Below are 18,368 nucleotides of genomic sequence, written 5' to 3'. Positions count from 1 at the left end.
GACATCGTCGGCATCTTCGCCGCCAACCTCTTCGCCGCCGAAGGCTCCGCCACCGGCGTCCAGCAGGCCGGCAAGCAGGGACAGGTCACCATCGTCGGCTTCGACGCCGGCCCCGCCCAGGTCAAGGCCCTCGAAGCCGGCACCGTCCAAGCCCTCGTCGCCCAAGAGCCCGCCACCATCGGCTCCGACGGCGTCCAGCAGGCCATCGCCGCGCTGAAGGGCGAGGCCACCGAGGAGAAGATCCAGACCGGCTTCACCATCCTCACCAAGGACAACATCACCGGCGAGGGCGCGGACGCGGTCTACAAGTCCAGCTGCTGACCCACCCCCTCCCGCGTGAGTCGCCAGAAATCGTCGCTCTCGACCCTCGCGAAGCGACAAAGACTGGCGACTCACGCGAGCGAACCCGATGCCGGCACCTGGCGCACGCGCCGGGGTCCCGGCATCCACCCCCGCCCCCTGCGTGAGGGGTCAAGAACTGTCGCCGGGCTCGCTCCGCGGCGACACGAATCGACCCCTCGCGCGAAAAGGGGACGCCGGATGCCGGGCGATCGGTCGAAAGCCGGAGTCGCGGCATGCGGCCCGAACCGCAGACCCCCCGACCCCCCGACAGGAAAGAGACGTCGCCGTGCCGCTGGCCGATATGCCCGAACTGCTCGCCGCGCACCGCGCGGTCGGGGCCTTCAACTTCATCACCCTCGAGGTCGCCGAGGCGATCGTCGCCGGGGCCGAGGCCGCCGGCGCGGGCGTGATCCTGCAGCTGTCGCAGAACGCCATCGCGTTCCACGGCGGGATCGCGCCCGCCGGCACCGCCGCTCTGCGCCTGGCGGAGGCGGCTCGGGTCGACGTCGTCGTGCACCTCGATCACGCCACCGACGAGTCCCTCGTCGACGACGCGCTGGCCGTCGGCATCCGTTCCGTAATGTTCGATGCCGCGCACCTCACGGACGCGGAGAACGTCGAACGCACCGCCGCCGTCGCCGCCCGTGTGCACGCGGCCGACGCGTGGATCGAGGCCGAGCTGGGCGAGATCGGCGGCAAGGGCGCCCACGCGCCGGGCGTGCGCACCGACGTCGCCGAAGCGGTGCGCTTCGTCGCGGCCACCGGGGTGGACGCCCTGGCCGTGGCCGTCGGGAGCGAGCACGCCATGCGCGAGCGCAGCGCGACCCTCGACGAAGACCTGATCGCCCGACTCGCCGCGGAACTCCCCGTACCCCTCGTGCTGCACGGGTCGAGCGGGGTGGCCGACGCCGGCATCGACGGGGCCGTGCGCGCCGGCATGCGCAAGATCAACATCGGCACCCACCTGAACACCGTGCTGACCGTGGCCGTCCGCGACGAGCTGGAGCGGGATCCGGATGCCATCGACCCGCGCCGCTGGCTCGCCCCGGGCCGCGCGGCCGTCGCCGGCGAGGTCGAGCGACTCCTCGGCGTGATCACGGGACGCGACGCATGACCGGCATCGTCACGCTCACCGCGGCCGGCGCGATCGACGCCACCTACCGCGTCGGCGCGCTCCGTCGCGGCACCTTCACCCGCGCCGAGAGATACACGCGCGAGGTCAGCGGCAAGGGCGTCAACGTCTCGGCCGCCCTCGCCGCGGGGGGCGCCGACACCGCCGCCGTGGTCGTGCTCGGGGCCGACGACGTGCGTTTCGCCCGCGGCGGGCTCACTGCTCCGCTGCTGCGCATCGTCGAGGTTCCCGGATCGACCCGCGTCAACACCTCGATCATCGACGCCGAGGGCGCCACCACCAAGGTCAACGCCCCCACCCCGCCGCTGTCGCCGGAGGCGTGGGATGCCACTCTGTCAGCGTTGCGCGACGAGCTCGGTACGCGCCCGCAGCCGTGGCTCGTCATCTCGGGGAGCCTGCCGGAGCTCGCGGGAACGGGCACGCCGGTCGACCTGGCAGCGGTCCGGGCCGCCGCGCGCGAGCATGGGGCCAGGGTCGCCGTCGACACGAGCGGCGGCGCGCTCGATGCACTTCTCGCGGACCCGACGGGCATCGACCTTCTGACGCCCAATGCGGAGGAACTCTCGGCGGCCGTCGGTCGCCCGCTGCGCACCCTCGGCGATGTGGTCACCGCCGCCCGCGAGATCGTCGCGCGCGGGGTCACGACGGTGCTGGCGAGCCTCGGCGCCGACGGGCTGGTCGTCGTCACCGCCGATCGCGCCGTGTTCGCCCGCGCCCAGGCTCCCTCCGTCGCCAACACCGCCGGAGCGGGCGACGCCGCCCTCGCGGGATTCCTGCTCGGACTCACCCGGGGCCCCGCGGCCACCGCGGCGGGCGCCGACCCCCTCGCCGTGGCCGCCGCGTCGGCGGCCGAGTGGGGAGCGCACGCCGTGGCGCACGCCTCGACGATCGTGGCGGGACCGCCGCACGGCATCCGGGCTCTCGTCGAGACCTCGCCCGACCTCGACCGCGTCCTGACGGCGGAGGGGGAGGCATGAGCGCGACGGCGCCGCGTCCGCGTCGTGCCCCTTCCGGCGCGCGCGCCGATCGCAGAGGGCTGCGCAAGATCGCGCGGCCGCACCGTTCGAAGGATGCCGTATGACCTCCGCACCCCCACAGATCGCCCCCGAGGTCACCGCGGCCGTCGCCGACGTCTCGCGCATCCGCACCCGCGCGATCGACCGCGTCGCCTACGCCAACGACGCCTCGCACTACCTGCTCACCCCGGATGCCGTCGTCGTCGCCGCCGACGCGGCCGAGGTGGGGGCGATCCTGCGCGGGGCCACGGCATCCGGCACCCCCGTCACCTTCCGCTCGGGCGGGACGAGCCTGTCGGGGCAGTCGTCGGGCGCGGGGCTGCTGGTCGATGTGCGACAGGGCTTCGGGCGTATCGACGTGCTCGACGGCGGCCGCCGCGTGCGGTCGCAGCCGGGCGCGACGGTGCGCCAGGTGAACGCCAGGCTAATGCGGCACGGGCACCGTCTCGGACCCGACCCGGCGAGCGAGGCCGCGTGCACCATCGGCGGCGTGGTGGCGAACAACTCCAGCGGCATGGCCTGCGGCACCGTCGAGAACTCGTACCGCACGCTCGACGGGCTCGTTCTCGTGCTGGCATCCGGAACCGTCGTCGACACCGCGGCGCCCGATGCCGATGCGCTGCTGCGCGACCGGGAGCCGGCGCTCGTCGAGGGGCTCATGCGGCTGCGTGAGCGGGTCGTGGGCGACACAGCCAGCGTCGCCCTCATCGAGCGGCAGTTCGCGATGAAGAACACCATGGGGTACGCCCTCAACGCGTTCCTCGACTTCGACACCCCCGCGGCTCTCCTCGCCCACCTCGTCGTCGGGTCCGAGGGCACGCTCGCGTTCGTCGCCGAGGCGACCTTCCGCACGGTGCCGATCCGACCCGCCATCGCGACCACCCTCGCGGTCTTCCCCACGCTCGACGCGGCGACCCGGTCCCTCCCGGCGCTGGTGGCGACGGGCGCGGCGACGCTGGAGCTGATGGATGCCACCTCCCTGCGCGTCGGCCAGCGTCTGGCCGGGACGCCCGCCGCGATCCACGGGTTCGAGGCGACGACCCAGGCGGCGTTGCTCGTGGAGTATCACGCCGACGACGTCGACACCCTCCGCGTGCTCGCCGAGAGCGGCTCATGCGTGCTCGACGAACAGGCCCTGCTCGACCCCGCCGTGTTCTCGAGCGACCCGGTGCAGCGCGCCGCCGCCTGGACCTTCCGCAAGGGCCTCTACGCCTCGGTCGCCGGTGCGCGGCCGAGCGGAACGACGGCGCTGCTCGAAGACGTGGTCGTGCCGGTCGAGCGTCTCGCCGACGCCTGCGAGGGACTGCAGGAACTGTTCGCGCGCTTCGGCTACGACGACAGCGTCATCTTCGGCCACGCCAAAGACGGCAACGTCCACTTCATGCTCACCGACCGCTTCGAAGGGGCGAAGGCGCTCGGCCGCTTCGAGGGGTTCACCGACGCCATGGTCGACCTCGTGCTCGAGGCGGGCGGCAACCTCAAGGCCGAGCACGGCACGGGCAGAGCCATGGCGCCGTACGTGCGCCGGCAGTACGGCGACGAGCTGTACGACGTGATGGTCGAGCTGAAGCGTCTGCTCGACCCGGGCGGCATCCTGAATCCCGGGGTGATCATCGACGACGACCCCGGGGCGCACATGCGCCACCTGAAGGCGCCGGTGTCGATCGAGCCCGAGGCCGACCGCTGCGTCGAGTGCGGGTACTGCGAGCCGGTGTGCCCGAGTCGGTCTCTCACCCTCACGCCACGCCAGCGCATCGTCGTGCGGCGGGCCTCGACGGCAGCGCGCCTGCGCGGCGACGGTGCACTCGTGGCGGAGCTCGAGAAGGACTACGACTACGACGGCGTGCAGACGTGCGCCGTCGACGGCATGTGCCAGACGGCGTGCCCGGTGCTCATCAACACGGGGTCTCTCATGAAGCGTTTCCGCCGCGAGGACGCGAACCCGGTCCTCGCGGCCGGGTGGTCGGCGGCGGCGACGGGGTGGGGTGCGGTGACGCGGGCGGGATCCGCGGCGTTGTCGGTCGCCGCCGCGGTGCCCATGCCGGTGGTGCGGACGGTGACGGATGCCGCCCGGGCGGTGCTCGGTGCCGACACGGTGCCGCGGTATTCGGCGGAGCTTCCCGCGGGTGGGTCGTCGCGGCGGTCGCTCGGGTCTCGGGTGGGGGCTGCCGGTGCCGAGCCCTCCGTCGTCTTCCTGCCGGCGTGCGTGGGCAGCATGTTCGGCCCGGCCGACGGCATCGGCGCCACCGCGGCGTTCACGCGGCTGCTCGAACGTGCGGGTGTCGCGGCGGTCGTGCCGGACGGCATCGACGCCCTGTGCTGCGGAACGCCCTGGTCGTCGAAGGGCTTCGCGAAGGGCCACGCGACGATGACCGACCGGGTGCGGGCGGCGGTGCGCTCAGCCTCGCGCGACGGGGCACTCCCGGTGGTCTGCGATGCCTCCAGCTGCACCGAGGGATTCGCCGCGACCCTGCGCGACGAAGGCATCGAGGTCGTGGACGCCGTGGCCTTCGCGGCATCCACTCTTCTTCCTCGTCTCACCCCGCAACCGGTGGCCGAGCTGCTGGCACTCCACCCCACGTGCTCGTCGACGCAGCTGGGGATCGATCCGGCGCTACGGGCTCTCGGTGAAGCGGTGGCAGCCGAGGTGCGGGTGCCGGATGCCTGGGGGTGCTGCGCGTACGCGGGGGATCGGGGGATGCTGCATCCGGAACTGACCGAGGCCGCGACGGCGCCCGAGGCGGCGGAGGTCGCCGGGTGGGGCGCCGACGCCCACGCATCCTGCAACCGCACGTGCGAGCTGGGCATGACGAAGGCGACGGGGGAGTCGTACGTGCACGTGCTGGAGCTGCTGGAGAAGGCGACGCGGTGAGGCGTGCGGGCCCTGTCGGACGTTGGGGTCAGCGGGACCGCCCCGACGCTGAGGCCGGGGCGGGGGAGCGCCGGTCGGTGCGGACGTGCACGACTCCTGCGGTGTGCGCTGTAGGCATGTGGGCGGCTTCCGACGGCGGATCTGCAGGAGTCGTGACCAGCTCGGCCAGTGCCCGGCGCCGGCGGCCATCTCTTGCGGCACGGGGTGCGGCCGAGGGCTGCGGGGGTCGAGCCTCGCGTCGTGCCAGCACAACTCCTGCTGTCGCGGACGAGCGGCGTCCCCCGCGTGCCTGACGACCCGATCTGCAGGAGTCGTGTCGGGCGCCTCGCCGTGACACGGCGGCGGGAGGGTCCGGAGCAGCGGACGCCACCGGGCGAGCCCGCGGCGTCGGGTCAGGCCGGCATCAGCCGCAGCGCCCCGGATGCCGCGACCTCGAGCCGCACGGCATCCAGCCCGTCCACGACGAGGTCGGCGGTCAGCTCCGCCTCCGCGGTCGTGCCGGTCAACGCCAGCACCGCGCAGCCAGCGGCCCGGGCGGCGGCGATGCCGGCGGGGGCGTCCTCTACGACGAGGCAGCGCGATGGTTCGACGCCGAGGCGGGCGGCCGCGGTCAGGAACGGCTCGGGGTGCGGCTTGCCGTTCACCACGTCGTCGACCGTGACGAACACGTCGGGCCGGTCGTAGCCGGAGGCGGCGAGGCGGGCGGTTGCGATCGGAACGGACCCCGATGTCACGATCGCCCGGCGGTCGGCAGGCACCGCGGCGAAGAAGTCCGCGGCCCCGCGGATGGGGAGGAGCCCCACGGCATCCGTCACCTCGAGGTCGGTGACGTGCGCGAGCGCCTCGGCGTGGCGGTCGGCGGGGAGCAGCAGGCCCACGAGGGTACGGGCGGGTTGGCCGTGATTGGCGTGCAGAGCCTCCATCGACACGTCGAAGTGCTCGGCGAACCGGCGCCAGGAACGGACCACGGATGCCGTGGAGTCCACCAGTGTGCCGTCGAGGTCGAACAGCACGGCGTCGAAGTCTCGCGTGAAGATGTCGGCATCGGCGTCGACCGGTCGGCGGAGCCCGAGCGCCGGGAGGACTCGGGCCAGCTGTTGCGCCGTCGACAGCTCGGCATCCACCGCGGTCACCGGGATCGCGGGCAGGACGGGCGCGGTGTCGGGACGGTACGCGTCACGGGACGCCCCGCGCGAAGAGCGACGGGATGCCAGCACGGCGGGGTCTCCGTCGACGTGCACCACGTGCGGCTCGGCGGGGGCGAGGGCGTCGCGCAGCTGGTGCCACTCGGCGCCTCCCGCGAGCTCGGCGGTGAAGGGGGCGACCACCACGACGCGGCCCGCGGTCGACAGGGCGTCGGCGGCGGTGGCGCGCAGTGCCGCGTAGCGTCCGGCGCGGACCGCGGCGGCGTGCGGGGAGGTGAGCCAGTGCCCGCCGAGCACGTCTGCGGGCAGGGCGTCGAGCAACGGGGTCGTGACGCTGTCGAGGTCGACGAGCGGTGCGCGCAGCGCGGAGGCGAGCGCCCGGCCGAGCGTGCTCTTGCCGCTGCCGGCGGTTCCGGCGACGACGACGGCGAGCGATTCGGACATTTGACACGGCGTCGGCATACCCCCACCATAGACGTAGCAAGTCACCGGTGTCATGCACGGAATTCCGGGACTGAGAGAAGTTCCGGAGAGGACGGCCGCGCATGCAAGACACCGGTGACATGGCACCATCTCCGTCGCGCCTGCACGCCGGGCTCGACCTCGGCAGCACGGCGATCAAGATGCTGGTCATCGACGACGACGGGGTGGAGATCGCCGGCGCGCAGGTGCCGACGCCGTGGCGCGTGGGCGAGGGCGGCACGACCGACATCGACGCTGCTGACCTGCTGGCCTCGGTCCGCACCCTGATCGACCTGGTGGATGCCCACCTGGCACCGCTGACGCCCGAGCCGTTGACCTCCCTGGCTGTCGCCGGCATGGGCGAGACCGGCATCCTGATCGATGCCGACGGCGCTGCCGCGGGCCCGGGGTTCGCGTGGTTCGACCCGCGCGGGCTCGACCAGATCGCCGCCTTCCCCGCCGAGGTGCGCGAGGAGTTCGCCGGTCGCACGGGCCTGCCGCTCGGCGCCCAGGTGAGCGTCGCCAAGCTCGCGTGGCTGCGCGATCAGGGCACCGACCTCACGGGCCTCCGCTGGCTCGACCTGCCCGAGTTCGTCGTCGCCGCCCTCGGGGGCGATGTCGCGCTCGAGCTCTCGCTCGCCTCGCGCACCGGGCTGATCGACCAGGACTCCGGCGCCGCCTGGCCCGCGATGCTCGACGCGCTCGGCGTCGACGCCGACCTTCTGCCACCGCTGCGCGGAGGGGGAGTGCCGTGGGGCATGGCATCCGGAGCCTTCGGTCCCCGGATCGCGGGCGCCGCCCTCACCGTCGCCGGTCACGACCACCTCGTCGCCGCGCAAGCCAACGGAACCCTGGATGCCGACAGTTACCACGTCTCGCTCGGCACCGCCGAGGTGCTGCTGCGCGTGCTCGATGCGCCTCTCGGCTTCGCGGCTCGCCGGCGCCTGGCCGATGCCCTCATCAACGAGGTGCGCCACGTCGTCCCCGGCCAGCACGTGCTCGTCGCCGGGGTGAAGACCGGCCTGCTGCTGCGCCGCGCGTTGCACGCGGCGGGGATCAGCGACCGCGCCGGGCGCGACGCATTGGATGCCGCGGTGATGACGCTGCCGTACGAGGGCGAGCTGCCCGCGGGGGCCGTCGAGGTCACCGGAGCGCGCAACGACGACGGCGTGCTGCGGCTCACGCTGCACACCGAGGCGTCCCCGGCCGAGATCTTCGGAGCGGTGCTCCGGCACAGCAACGACGAGGTCGCCGCCCTCATCGCCGCGATGGACCGGGAGGTCGCCCCGGCCACCCGCTCCACCCTCACCGGCGGGTGGGCGGGCATGGCCAGCGTCCGCCGCGCCCGCGCCGAGGTGCTGCCGGATCCGTCCCTGTCCACCCGCGAGCAGGACGTCGCGTACGGAGCCGCCGACATGGCGCGGCGGCTCGTCACGGCATCCATCCCCTCCTGACCCCGCCCTTCACCGCCCCGAACACGACCCGCGCCCCGAGACCGGACGCGCAAGAAGACCACCCGCGCCGATCGGCGCGAGAAGAACCGAGAGAAGAGAGATCATGAACGCACTCACCACGCTCGAGCGCCGCGCGCTCCAGTCGATCAGCACCCCCGACGGCCACATGCTCATCGTCGCCGCCGACCAGCGCAACGGCATGAAGGCCGCCATCAAGGACGCACCGAACGGCTCCGACGCCATCTCGCGCGACGAGCTCGCCGAGGTCAAGGCCGACCTCGTGCGCCACCTCGCCAACCACGCTCCCGCGATCCTGCTCGACCCCGAGGTCGCGCTGCCGCAGATCGTCGACGACGGCGTGCTCGCCCGTGACACCGCCCTCGTCGTCGGGCTCGACGCCTCGGGTGCCGAGACGGTCGACGGCCTGAAGTACACGCGCTACGTTCCCGGAACCACGCCGCACTCCATCCGCGAGCAGGGCGCCGACGTCGCGAAGATGCTCTGGTACACCCGCCCCGACAAGCAGGATGCCGACTCCCGCGTCGCGCGGGAGATCCGCGACCTCGTCGCCGCCTGTGAGGCCGAGGGTCTGCTGCTCATCGTCGAGCTGCTCACCTACCAGCTCGAGGGTGAGAGCGACGAGGAGTACAAGGAGAAGTTCGCCGACCTCGTCGTCGACGGTGCGGCCCTCGCCGTGGCGTGCGGCGCGAAGATCCTCAAGCTGCAGTACCCGGGCTCGGCCGAGGCCAGCGCCCGCGTGACCGAGGCCGCGCAGGGCGTGCCGTGGGCCGTGCTGTCGGCCGGGGTCGACCACGAGACCTTCATCGAGCAGGTGCGCACGGCCGTCGCCAACGGCGCGTCGGGTGCCATGGCCGGCCGGTCGCTGTGGAAGGACAGCCTCTCGATCGACGCCGACCGCCGCGAGGAGCTGCTGTCGGGCCGCGCACTTCCTCGCCTGCGCGAGCTCGCCGACGCCGTCGACGGTCGCTGACATGCGCCCGTCCGCCCGGCGTATGGATCGTCCGTGAACGTGTCCGGCCCCCATCGGACACGTTCACCGCGCGCCCGCGCGGGTGACGGGCGCCGCCTCGCCGGGCGGACGGGGCGCCGGCCGGTGCACCCGGGCGACGGATGCCGCGGACGATCGCCGCGCGCGTCCCAAACGACCGCGACCGCACCCTCCGGCGGCCGGCGGATAAGGTTGCACGTCGAAGCCCCCACTCGCCCACACTCCGGAGGTGCCTCGTGACCACGATGCGCGATGTCGCCCAGCGCGCCGGGGTGAGCACCAAGACCGTGTCGCGCGTCTTCAACGACGACCCCCACGTGCTGCCCGACACCCGCGCCCTCGTCGAGGCCGCGATGCGCGAGCTCAACTACGTGCCCAACGCCCTCGCGACCACCTTCCGGGCCGGCCGCGCGTCGGTCATCGGCGTGGCCGTGCCCGACGTCGTCGACCCGTTCTTCGCCGCCATCGCGCGCGCCGTCGAAGACACCGCCCGCCGCCACGGCCTGTCGACCCTGGTCACCAGCCTCGGCGACGATCCGGCCGACGAGCGCGCCGCCCTCGAATCGCTGCTCGGACGCCAGCTCACCGGGCTCGTGATCGCGCCCGTCGGCACCGACCACTCGTGGCTGGAACGCTGGCGCGGGCACACGCCCATCGTCTTCGTCGACCGCGCTCCCGCGGGGCTGATGACCGACACCTTCACCGAGAACGACGAGGCCGGCGCCCACCTGGCCACCACCCACCTGCTCTCGCACGGGCACCGCCGCATCGCCTACATGGGCGACATGGTGCACCTCTCGACCGAGACCAAGCGGGTCGAGGGATGGCGCCGCGCGCTTCGAGAGGCCGGCGTCGAGGTCGACGAGGCACTCGTGGCCCCGCAGGTCTCGAGCCGCGAGAGCGCGGCATCCGCTCTCGAGCGCCTTCGCGCCCTGCCCGACCCGCCCACCGCCATCTTCTCGGCCAACGCGCGCTCGTCGATGGCGCTCGCGCACGTGCTGCGGGCCGACCCGTTGCCCTTCGTCGGCTTCGGCGACTTCCCCATGGCCGACACGCTCACCCCCGCCGTCACGGTGATCGATCAAGATCCCCGGCGCATCGGCGCGCTCGCCGCGGAGCGCGTCTTCGCGCGCCTCGAGCCCGACGCCGGTCTCGGCCTCGATGAGGTCACGGTCATCGACGTCTCTCTCGTCGAGCGGGAGTCCTGCCGGCTCTGACCGGGCGCCCCGTGCGGCCGGGAGGTGGCTGAGCTTGTCGAAGCTACCGGGGGGCGGCCGGGGTGCCGGTCCCTTCGACGGGCTCGGGGACCTTGGTCGTGAGGTGGCTGAGCTTGTCGAAGTCACCGGGGGGCGGCCGGGGGCAGGGTCCCTTCGACGGGGTCAGGGACCGTGGTCGGAATCAGGGGCCCTCGTCGGCTCGGGCCCTCGTTCGGCTCGGCGTGGCCGGTCCACGCGCCCACGCACATCGCCGCAGCCGGAGCAAGACCGGGCCGCGGCGCATGTGCGCCGGGTAGAAGAGGAGGAACAGACGCCACCGCTCCCGAGAAGAGGGCTCCGATGACGACCTTCCCGCACCGCACGCGCCGTGCCGACGCCCGGACGGGCGCGACGGCATGAGGCTCACCGACACCAGCGACCTGTGGTGGAAGACGGCGGTCTTCTACAACCTCGACGTCAAGACGTACCTGGATGCCGATGGCGACGGCGTGGGCGATCTGCGCGGGCTCGCGCAGCGTCTCGACCACCTCGCCGAACTCGGCGTGACGTGCCTCTGGCTGGCGCCGTTCTACCCGTCGCCGCAGCGAGACAACGGGTACGACATCGAGGACTACTACGGCGTCGACCCGCGCTACGGCTCCCTCGGCGACATGGTCGAGGTGCTGCGTACGGCGCACGACCGCGGCATGCGCGTCATCGTCGACCTGGTCGTGAACCATACGTCCGACCGGCACCCGTGGTTCCAGGAGGCGCGCACGAGTCCCGACAGCCGGTACCGGCACTTCTACCAGTGGCGTGACGAGGTGCCCGACGATGCTCCCGCGAGCATGTTCCCCGACGTCGAAGACGGCGTCTGGTTCTTCGACGAGACCGCCGGGCAGTACTACAAGCACTCCTTCTACCGGCACCAGCCCGACCTCGCCACCGCCCACCCCGAGGTGCGGGAGGAGATCGCCAAGGCCATCGGCTTCTGGCTCGAGCTCGGCATCGACGGGTTCCGGGTGGATGCCGTGCCCTTCCTCATCGACGGCGACGACGGCCCCGAGCACGAGTTCCTGCGAGAGCTCCGCGGCTACGTCTCGCGCCGCAGCGGTCACGCGATGATGCTCGGCGAGGTCAACCTGCCCTACGACGAGCAGATGCGCTTCTTCGGCGACGCCGACGGCGACGAGCTGACGATGCAGTTCGACTTCGTCGCCAACCAGCGGCTCTACCTGGCCCTGGCGCGACAGGATGCCGCCCCCTTGCGCGACGCGCTGGCATCCCGGCCCGAGATCGCCCGCGGCAATCAGTGGGGCAACTTCGTGCGCAACCACGACGAGCTGACCCTCGACCAGCTCACCGACGCCGAGCGCGAGGAGGTCTTCGCCGCCTTCGCGCCCGAGAAGGGGCAGCGCATCCACGGCCGGGGGATCACCCGTCGCCTGCCGTCGATGCTCGAGGGCGACCCGCGCCGCATCCGCCTGGTGTACAGCCTGATGTTCTCGTTGCCGGGCGCTCCCGTGCTCTACTACGGCGAGGAGATCGGCATGGGCGAGAACCCCGCGATCGAGGGCAGCCGCGCCGCCGTCCGCACCCCGATGCAGTGGACGGGCGACGCGGACGCCGGGTTCTCGACCGCCGACGACCTCATCGCCGACATCGTGCCCGGCGGTTTCGGACCCGGCCACGTCAACGTCGCCCAGCAGCGCCACGACCCCGATTCGATGCTGCGCTTCGTGCAGAACCTCGTGCGCCACTACCGCGCCTCGCCCGAGATCGGCTGGGGGGAGTTCGGCATCCTGGATCAGCCCCACACCTGCGTGCTCGCCCACGCGGTCACGAGCGAGCTGGGCATGTTCATCGCGGCGCACAACTTCGCACCTGACGGACGCACGTTCCGCCTCGAGATCGAGGGGGCGGATGCCGCGGACTGGCGCGTCGTGAACCTGCTCGACGACGCGGCGGGTGCCGAGACGCTCGTCGACGGCGGGTTCGAGGTGTCGCTCGACGGGTACGGGCACCGGTGGTGGCGGGTGATCCGGCCGGGGGAGCGGCGGATCGCCTGACGGGGGCCGACGTGGCGGTCGTCCGTCGAGTCGACGGCCCCACGCTCCACGCTGACGCCAGTCGACGGTCCGATGCCGCCGGGATGAGCTCACGCGACGGACGGAGCGAGAGAGGGGCGAGCGAGCGCGACGCCCCCCAATGACGCCGCGCTCGCCGCGGAGATGGGCCGGGCGGCTGAGCGCCCGGCCCGCGCGAACGGGGGTCCCCCACGTCATCCCGCCCGCGGTCTCGTTCCATACAAGCACAGGGCGTCGTAAATAGCACCCACGATGCGACGTAATTACGATCCTCGTGCCGGAGCGCGTCGTCTACGATCGCCTTATGGGTCGCGGCGCCGTCGGACCACCCTCCCGGTACTCCCGCCGAGTGGTGGCCAATGTGGACCGCCTGCGGAGAGACAGGGGGCTCACCGTCGGCGAGCTGCTGCAACGCGCCGGAATGACCAAGAGCTACTACCAGTCGCGCGCCGGGTTCTCGCTGCCGTACAACACCAACGACATCGAAGCCCTCGCCGCCGCCCTCGGTGTGACGCCCGAAGAGGTCGCGAGTCCCGAGACGACCGCGCGGATCGAGATGCGTGTTCCCGCGGTTCCCCTCGCCGCTCGCGTCCGCCGGCTCATCGAGAGTCAGGGCGCCACCGACGACGAGCTGCTCGACCACCTCGCCGGGATCGACGCGCTGCTGGCCGATGGCGCGCGCACCCTGCTCGCGAGCGCCACCTCCACCGTCGTCCTCGACGAAGAGGTCCTGCGGCTCATCGCGCACTGGGCCGACGTTCCCACCGAGTACCTCACCGACTACACCGACGAGGCGGTCACCGACCGCACGGATGCCGAGCTCGACCTGCGCGACGCCATGCGCGCGGCGGGCGCCAGCAGCATCCAGTTCCGCGCGCTCGGGCACATGTCGCCCGATGCGCTGCGCGCCATCGCACACTCCCTGCGCAGCGGGCCGCCCCCGACATGATCGGCCGACGGGGGCGACGGCCGTGACGGAATCGGACGACATGATGCGGCGCGTGCGCGATCGTGCCGACCGCGCCGTCGCGCGAGCGGGGCTTCACGCGGGCATGGACTTCGACGACATCGTGCGGGCGGTCGAGAGCGCGGTCGACATCCGGCTCTGCGTCGTCACCGAGGTCGACACCCGCGGGTGGGGAACCCTGACGGGCTTCCTCACGGTCTTCGCCGACCGTCGCGAGGGCAGCATCCACGTGCGAGCGTCCGACCCCGCGCTGTACCGGCAGTTCGCCGCCTCGCACGAGCTCGGTCACCTGCTCGACGACGCGCACTGCAGCGGCGTGCTCCACGAGCGGTCATCGGTCTCGCCGTACGACGACCCCACGCTGACCACGCCCGAGTTCGAGGCGGAACTGGTCGCCGAACACGTCGCCCATCGCATCGCCCGCGTGCTCTACGGCACGCCGCGCGTCGCCGAGTCATCGTGGTGACCGTCGTCCTCATCGACGTGGCGCTCGTCGGTTTGCTGGCCGTCGTCGTCGGCCGGGCGCGCGCCGCGTGGCGCCACCCGCGCGCACGCATCGCCTGGCTCGGTGCCCTGGTCGGCGTCGTCGCCCTGCTCACGCAGGGCACGGTCGTGCCCCTGCCGGTGCTCGACGGACTGCTCGGCGGGTCGAACGTGCTGAAGCTCGTGCAGAACGTGCTCACGATGGTGTCGCTGTGGCTCGGCATCCAGGCCGGTACCGCCCCGGTGACCGCCCGCGTGCACACGCTGCGGTGGCGGTTCCCGGTGCTCCTCGGCATCCTGTTCGCCGTCGTCTTCTTCGTCGCCATGCCCGTGCGCGGGCCGTCGTCGTTCCACTTCATCGAGGATGCCGTGCGCACCTCGACCGGCGCGTGGCTCTACGGCGTCGTGCACATGGCCGGGATCGCGCTCGTCGCCGTGCTGCTCTACCGCTCGGCGAGAGCGTCGTTGCCGGGGGTGAGACCGTTCTTCCGCGTCGGCGCCGTCGGGATCGCGCTCGGCTGCCTCACCGAGATCGTCGACCTGACGCTCACCCGGTTCTGGCGGCCGAACGACGTGGTGAGCGCGCTCTTCGACCCGCTGTTCTACCTCGGCGTCGTCGCGTTCGTCGTGGGGATCCTCCGCGCCTCGCGCGCGGCCTCGTCGATCCGTCGCCGGGGAGAATCCCTGCTGCGGCGCCTCGGCGACCTCGCCCGACAGCGCGGCGTGCAGCGTCTGGCGGTGCTGTCGCCCGACGCTCCGCTCGACAGTCGTCTGCACGCGCTGCGGGTGGCCGTCGAAGACGCCGCCATCGCCTCGTCGGCGCCGCTGACCTCCGCGCAGCGCGCGTTGCTCGACGACGTCGACGCCCATCTCACCCGCCAAGACTCGGGAGTCCGCTCATGATCCGATCCGTCGCCGTGGGCGCCGGCATCACCACCGCCGCTGTCGCGATCGCCCATACCGCGCTCGCCGGCTACGTCGCCCGACGACTCGTCGCGCCGCGCTCGCCGAAGGTGTTCACCCCGGTCACCGTCGACGGCGACACCGTGTCCGTTCCCGTCGTCGACGACAGTCGTGAGCCCGGCACGTACGGGCTGCGCTTCGACGACGGCTCGCACATGATGGTCGGCGACATCGTGCGGATCGAGGGCGACCGCGTCATCCGCCGGATCCTCACGCGGCCCGAGCACCTCGGCGATGGGGATGCCGTCGCCGCGTGGACGTCGCAGAACATCGGCGCTCCCGAAGACGTGGGCCCCACCCGTCACGTCGGCGTTCCGCTTCGTCGCGGCGGTGTCGCCGAGGCGTGGGAGATCGGCGATCGCGCCACGGCCGACGGTCGGTGGACGATCCACGTGCACGGTCTGCGCTCCAGCCGCAACGGCGCGCTGCGCTCTTCGCCTGCGACCCGGGATGCCGGGTGGATGTCGCTCGTGGTGTCGTACGCGGGCGACGACGAGTGCGAGCCCGCCGACGCCCTCCCCTCCACCCTGGGCACGCGCGAATGGCGCGACGTCGACGACGCGATCTCGTACGCCATCGGACAGGGCGCACGCGAGATCGTGCTCGTCGCGTGGTCGATGGGCGGCACGATCGCGATGCTCGCCCTCGAAGAGTCCCCGCACCGCGGCACGGTCACCGGGCTCATCCTGGTCGCACCGGCGCTGGACTGGACCCGCGTGGTCGAGAACGCCGTCGCCGGGGCGCACCTTCCGCGCACGGTGGCCGCGGCCTCGATGCGCGTGCTCGCCAGCCGGGTCGGTGCCCGCGCTCTGGGACTCGTCGAGGCGGTCGACGCGCGGGCGCTCACCTGGGTCGGAACCAAGCGCCCCGGCCCGCGGGTGCCGACACTCATCCTCCACAGCAGGGTCGACCCCGTGGTGCCGTTCTCGGGATCGGTGGCGTACGTGCAACGGCATCCGGATGCCGAACTGGTCGCGTTCGACGCGACCGGTCACTGCAACGAGGCGAATCAGGAGCCGGAGCGCTTCCACGACGCGATCGTCGGGTTTCTGCGGGCCCACTGAGGGGCCTGTGCCGCGACGGGGGCGGAGCCTGGGGGCCTGTGCCGCGACGGGGGGCGGAGCCTGGGGGCCTGCGCCGCGACGGGGGCGCTGAGTCCCCGGGCTCACGCGCGTGATGCGGGATTCGACGGGCTCAGCCTCCCCGGCCGGGCGGCGCCGAGGCCCCCTCAGCCTCCGACGACCTCGGCGATCGCCCCGCGCGCGCCGCGCTCGGCCAGCGATGCCCGCGCGGCGAGGAAGGCCTCTCGCAGGCGCGCGCTCTGCCCGAGCTCACCGAACACGGGGGAGTAGTCGAGCAGCGCGGCGGGGTCCTCTGTCACGATCGTGCGCAGCTCCGCGAGACGACTGTCGACCGCGGGGGTCGGCTCACCGGCCTCGGTGCGCCCCTCGAGGAACACGCTCCACCCGGCCAGCACCAGCGCCGCGTGGTCGAGGGGACCGTCCGCGGCGAGCTGCTCCCGTACGACGGGGAGCAGGAACTTGGGGAGGCGGTCCGAGCCGTCGACCACCTGACGGGCGAGCGTGTCGCGGATCGCCTCGCTGCCGAAGCGCTCGATGAGCTGGTCGCAGTATGCATCGAGGTCGATGCCCGCGACCGGTCGCAGCGTCGGGATGGCCTCGCGGTGCATGTATCCCCGCAGGAACGCCACGAACAGCGGGTCGGTGCACACCTCGTGCACGTAGGCGGCGCCCGACAGGATGCCGAGGTAGCTCATCGCCTGGTGCGAGGCGTTGAGCAGGCGCAGCTTCATCAGCTCGTACGGCTCGACGTCGGCCACCAGCTGCACGCCGACCTCGTCGAAGGGCGGGCGGCCCGCTGAGAAGGAGTCTTCGAGCACCCACTGCTCGAACGATTCCGAGCGCACGGGCCAGCGGTCGTCGATGTGGAACTGCTCGGCGATCGCGGCGCGCGTCTCGTCGGTCGTGACCGGGGTGATGCGGTCGACCATCGAGTTGGGGAAGGCCACGTTCGCGGCGATCCAGTCCGCCAGCTCGGGGTCGCGCAGTTCGGCGAAGCCGACGAGCGCGTCATGGGCGACGCGGCCGTTGCCCTGGATGTTGTCGCACGACATCACGGTGAACGCCGGGATGCCGGCATCCCTCCGCCGACGGAGCCCCTCGGTCAGCAGACCCATGACGCTGCGCGGCGCGGCGGAGCCCTCGAGGTCGGCGAGCGTGAGGTCGTCACGCGGGACGTACGCACCGGTCGCGTCGTCGATGCCGTATCCGCCCTCGGTGATCGTCAGCGAGGCGATGGCGGTGTCGGGGTCGGCGAGCTTGGCGACGACGGCCTCGGGGTCGTCGGGAGCGAAGAGGTACTGCACGATCGAGCCGACCACGCGCGCGGTCGACGTGCCGTCGGGGGCGGTGGTGACGAGCGTGTAGAGGTTGTCCTGCGCCGCGAGGGCGTCGCGCATCGGAGCGTCGAACGACAGCACGCCGACTCCGCACAGGCCCCATTCGGTGTGCCCGGCTTCGAGCAGGCGGTCGAGGTACATCGCCTCGTGCGCCCGGTGGAAGCCGCCGACGCCGAAGTGCACGATGCGCGCGCGCACGGCCGCACGGTCGTAGGTCGGCACGGACACGGTCGCCGCGAGGGAGGGGAGGGCGGCGGCGGTGAGATCGGTCATGCGGGGCTCCGTGGGTGCGTGGCGTGAGTCGCCGGATTTTGTCGCTTCGAGGGACTGCAAAGCGACGAATTTCGGCGACTCGCGCGTAGAAGGAGGGGGTGGATGCCAGGACCCGGCGTGGGCGCCGAGTCCCGGCACTCGGGTTTGCTCGCGTGAGGGGTCATTTTTCGTCGCCTGATGGGTGTCCGCGGCGACAGTTTCTGACCCCTCACGCGAGAGGGGGTGGGTCAGCAGCTGGACTTGTAGACCGCGTCCGCGCCCTCGCCGGTGATGTTGTCCTTGGTGAGGATGGTGAAGCCGGTCTGGATCTTCTCCTCCGTGGCCTCGCCCTTCAGCGCGGCGATGGCCTGCTGGACGCCGTCGGAGCCGATGGTGGCGGGCTCTTGGGCGACGAGGGCTTGGACGGTGCCGGCTTCGAGGGCCTTGACCTGGGCGGGGCCGGCGTCGAAGCCGACGATGGTGACCTGTCCCTGCTTGCCGGCCTGCTGGACGCCGGTGGCGGAGCCTTCGGCGGCGAAGAGGTTGGCGGCGAAGATGCCGACGATGTC

Annotated in this window: 15 protein-coding genes; 12 read left to right on the top strand and 3 right to left on the bottom strand. The window is 72.6% G+C overall.

Annotated elements, in window-relative coordinates; genetic code table 11:
• From AS029_RS16680 to AS029_RS16665, 4 genes are all read left to right on the top strand, one after another.
• Positions 1-321 (top strand): substrate-binding domain-containing protein (locus tag AS029_RS16680; RefSeq protein WP_139168177.1); only part of this gene is annotated, 321 nt, incomplete at its 5' end.
• Between the two features lie 307 nt (positions 322-628).
• The gene (locus AS029_RS16675) at positions 629-1,456 is read left to right on the top strand and encodes a class II fructose-bisphosphate aldolase (protein WP_228375987.1); all 828 of its coding nucleotides are present in this window, start codon (positions 629-631) and stop codon (positions 1,454-1,456) included.
• Positions 1,453-2,451, top strand: a complete 999-nt coding sequence (locus tag AS029_RS16670) for a 1-phosphofructokinase family hexose kinase (protein ID WP_058233721.1) — start codon at positions 1,453-1,455, stop codon at positions 2,449-2,451. Before AS029_RS16675 ends, AS029_RS16670 begins: the two co-directional genes overlap by 4 nt.
• A 100-nt stretch (positions 2,452-2,551) precedes the next feature.
• Positions 2,552-5,362 (top strand): FAD-binding and (Fe-S)-binding domain-containing protein, encoded by a 2,811-nt coding sequence (locus tag AS029_RS16665; protein WP_058233720.1) that lies wholly within the window; start codon positions 2,552-2,554, stop codon positions 5,360-5,362.
• Between the two features lie 392 nt (positions 5,363-5,754).
• Here the strand turns inward: AS029_RS16665 and AS029_RS17440 are convergent, their stop codons facing one another.
• Positions 5,755-6,951: an HAD-IA family hydrolase gene (locus AS029_RS17440; protein WP_167345300.1), complete on the bottom strand. Its 1,197-nt coding sequence runs from the start codon at positions 6,949-6,951 to the stop codon at positions 5,755-5,757.
• Between the two features lie 101 nt (positions 6,952-7,052).
• Here AS029_RS17440 and AS029_RS16655 point away from each other — a divergent pair, with 101 nt between their 5' ends.
• The 8 genes from AS029_RS16655 to AS029_RS16620 all read left to right on the top strand — a co-directional run bounded on the left by AS029_RS16655 (position 7,053) and on the right by AS029_RS16620 (position 16,192).
• The gene (locus AS029_RS16655) at positions 7,053-8,423 is read left to right on the top strand and encodes an FGGY family carbohydrate kinase (RefSeq protein ID WP_058233719.1); all 1,371 of its coding nucleotides are present in this window, start codon (positions 7,053-7,055) and stop codon (positions 8,421-8,423) included.
• Positions 8,424-8,526: 103 nt separating this feature from the next.
• Positions 8,527-9,414, top strand: a complete 888-nt coding sequence (locus tag AS029_RS16650; RefSeq protein ID WP_058233718.1) for a tagatose-bisphosphate aldolase — start codon at positions 8,527-8,529, stop codon at positions 9,412-9,414.
• A gap of 263 nt (positions 9,415-9,677) precedes the next feature.
• Positions 9,678-10,649 (top strand): LacI family DNA-binding transcriptional regulator, encoded by a 972-nt coding sequence (locus AS029_RS16645; RefSeq protein WP_139168182.1) that lies wholly within the window; start codon positions 9,678-9,680, stop codon positions 10,647-10,649.
• 395 nt (positions 10,650-11,044) lie between these two features.
• The gene (locus AS029_RS16640; protein ID WP_058233717.1) at positions 11,045-12,697 is read left to right on the top strand and encodes an alpha-amylase family protein; all 1,653 of its coding nucleotides are present in this window, start codon (positions 11,045-11,047) and stop codon (positions 12,695-12,697) included.
• A 322-nt stretch (positions 12,698-13,019) separates the two neighbouring features.
• Complete coding sequence (locus AS029_RS16635) at positions 13,020-13,664, top strand: helix-turn-helix domain-containing protein (RefSeq protein ID WP_139168180.1); 645 nt, start codon at positions 13,020-13,022, stop codon at positions 13,662-13,664.
• Between the two features lie 52 nt (positions 13,665-13,716).
• Complete coding sequence (locus AS029_RS16630) at positions 13,717-14,148, top strand: hypothetical protein (RefSeq protein ID WP_139168179.1); 432 nt, start codon at positions 13,717-13,719, stop codon at positions 14,146-14,148.
• On the top strand, positions 14,145-15,068 hold the full coding sequence (locus AS029_RS16625) for a hypothetical protein (protein WP_139168178.1): 924 nt from the start codon (positions 14,145-14,147) through the stop codon (positions 15,066-15,068). The genes AS029_RS16630 and AS029_RS16625 overlap by 4 nt, the downstream gene beginning before the upstream one ends.
• On the top strand, positions 15,065-16,192 hold the full coding sequence (locus AS029_RS16620) for an alpha/beta hydrolase family protein (RefSeq protein WP_058233713.1): 1,128 nt from the start codon (positions 15,065-15,067) through the stop codon (positions 16,190-16,192). The genes AS029_RS16625 and AS029_RS16620 overlap by 4 nt, the downstream gene beginning before the upstream one ends.
• A gap of 164 nt (positions 16,193-16,356) precedes the next feature.
• On the opposite strand, the gene AS029_RS16615 is transcribed toward AS029_RS16620, so the two are convergent.
• Positions 16,357-17,820 (bottom strand): mannitol dehydrogenase family protein, encoded by a 1,464-nt coding sequence (locus tag AS029_RS16615; protein ID WP_058233712.1) that lies wholly within the window; start codon positions 17,818-17,820, stop codon positions 16,357-16,359.
• 227 nt (positions 17,821-18,047) lie between these two features.
• Positions 18,048-18,368 (bottom strand): substrate-binding domain-containing protein (locus AS029_RS16610; RefSeq protein WP_139168177.1); only part of this gene is annotated, 321 nt, incomplete at its 5' end.

The sequence above is a fragment of the Microbacterium enclense genome (assembly GCF_001456955.1).
GTDB lineage: Bacteria > Actinomycetota > Actinomycetes > Actinomycetales > Microbacteriaceae > Microbacterium > Microbacterium enclense.
Note: the sequence above shows the minus strand (reverse complement) of the source record. Positions and strands in the feature narration are given on the sequence as shown.

Coding starts and splice junctions, on each gene's coding strand:
- AS029_RS16620 (WP_058233713.1), top strand. CDS start 15,065: ATGATCCGATCCGTCGCCGTGGGCGCCGGCATCACCACCGCCGCTGTC.
- AS029_RS17440 (WP_167345300.1), bottom strand. CDS start 6,951: ATGTCCGAATCGCTCGCCGTCGTCGTCGCCGGAACCGCCGGCAGCGGC.
- AS029_RS16655 (WP_058233719.1), top strand. CDS start 7,053: ATGCAAGACACCGGTGACATGGCACCATCTCCGTCGCGCCTGCACGCC.
- AS029_RS16645 (WP_139168182.1), top strand. CDS start 9,678: ATGCGCGATGTCGCCCAGCGCGCCGGGGTGAGCACCAAGACCGTGTCG.
- AS029_RS16615 (WP_058233712.1), bottom strand. CDS start 17,820: ATGACCGATCTCACCGCCGCCGCCCTCCCCTCCCTCGCGGCGACCGTG.
- AS029_RS16650 (WP_058233718.1), top strand. CDS start 8,527: ATGAACGCACTCACCACGCTCGAGCGCCGCGCGCTCCAGTCGATCAGC.
- AS029_RS16635 (WP_139168180.1), top strand. CDS start 13,020: ATGGGTCGCGGCGCCGTCGGACCACCCTCCCGGTACTCCCGCCGAGTG.
- AS029_RS16640 (WP_058233717.1), top strand. CDS start 11,045: ATGAGGCTCACCGACACCAGCGACCTGTGGTGGAAGACGGCGGTCTTC.
- AS029_RS16670 (WP_058233721.1), top strand. CDS start 1,453: ATGACCGGCATCGTCACGCTCACCGCGGCCGGCGCGATCGACGCCACC.
- AS029_RS16665 (WP_058233720.1), top strand. CDS start 2,552: ATGACCTCCGCACCCCCACAGATCGCCCCCGAGGTCACCGCGGCCGTC.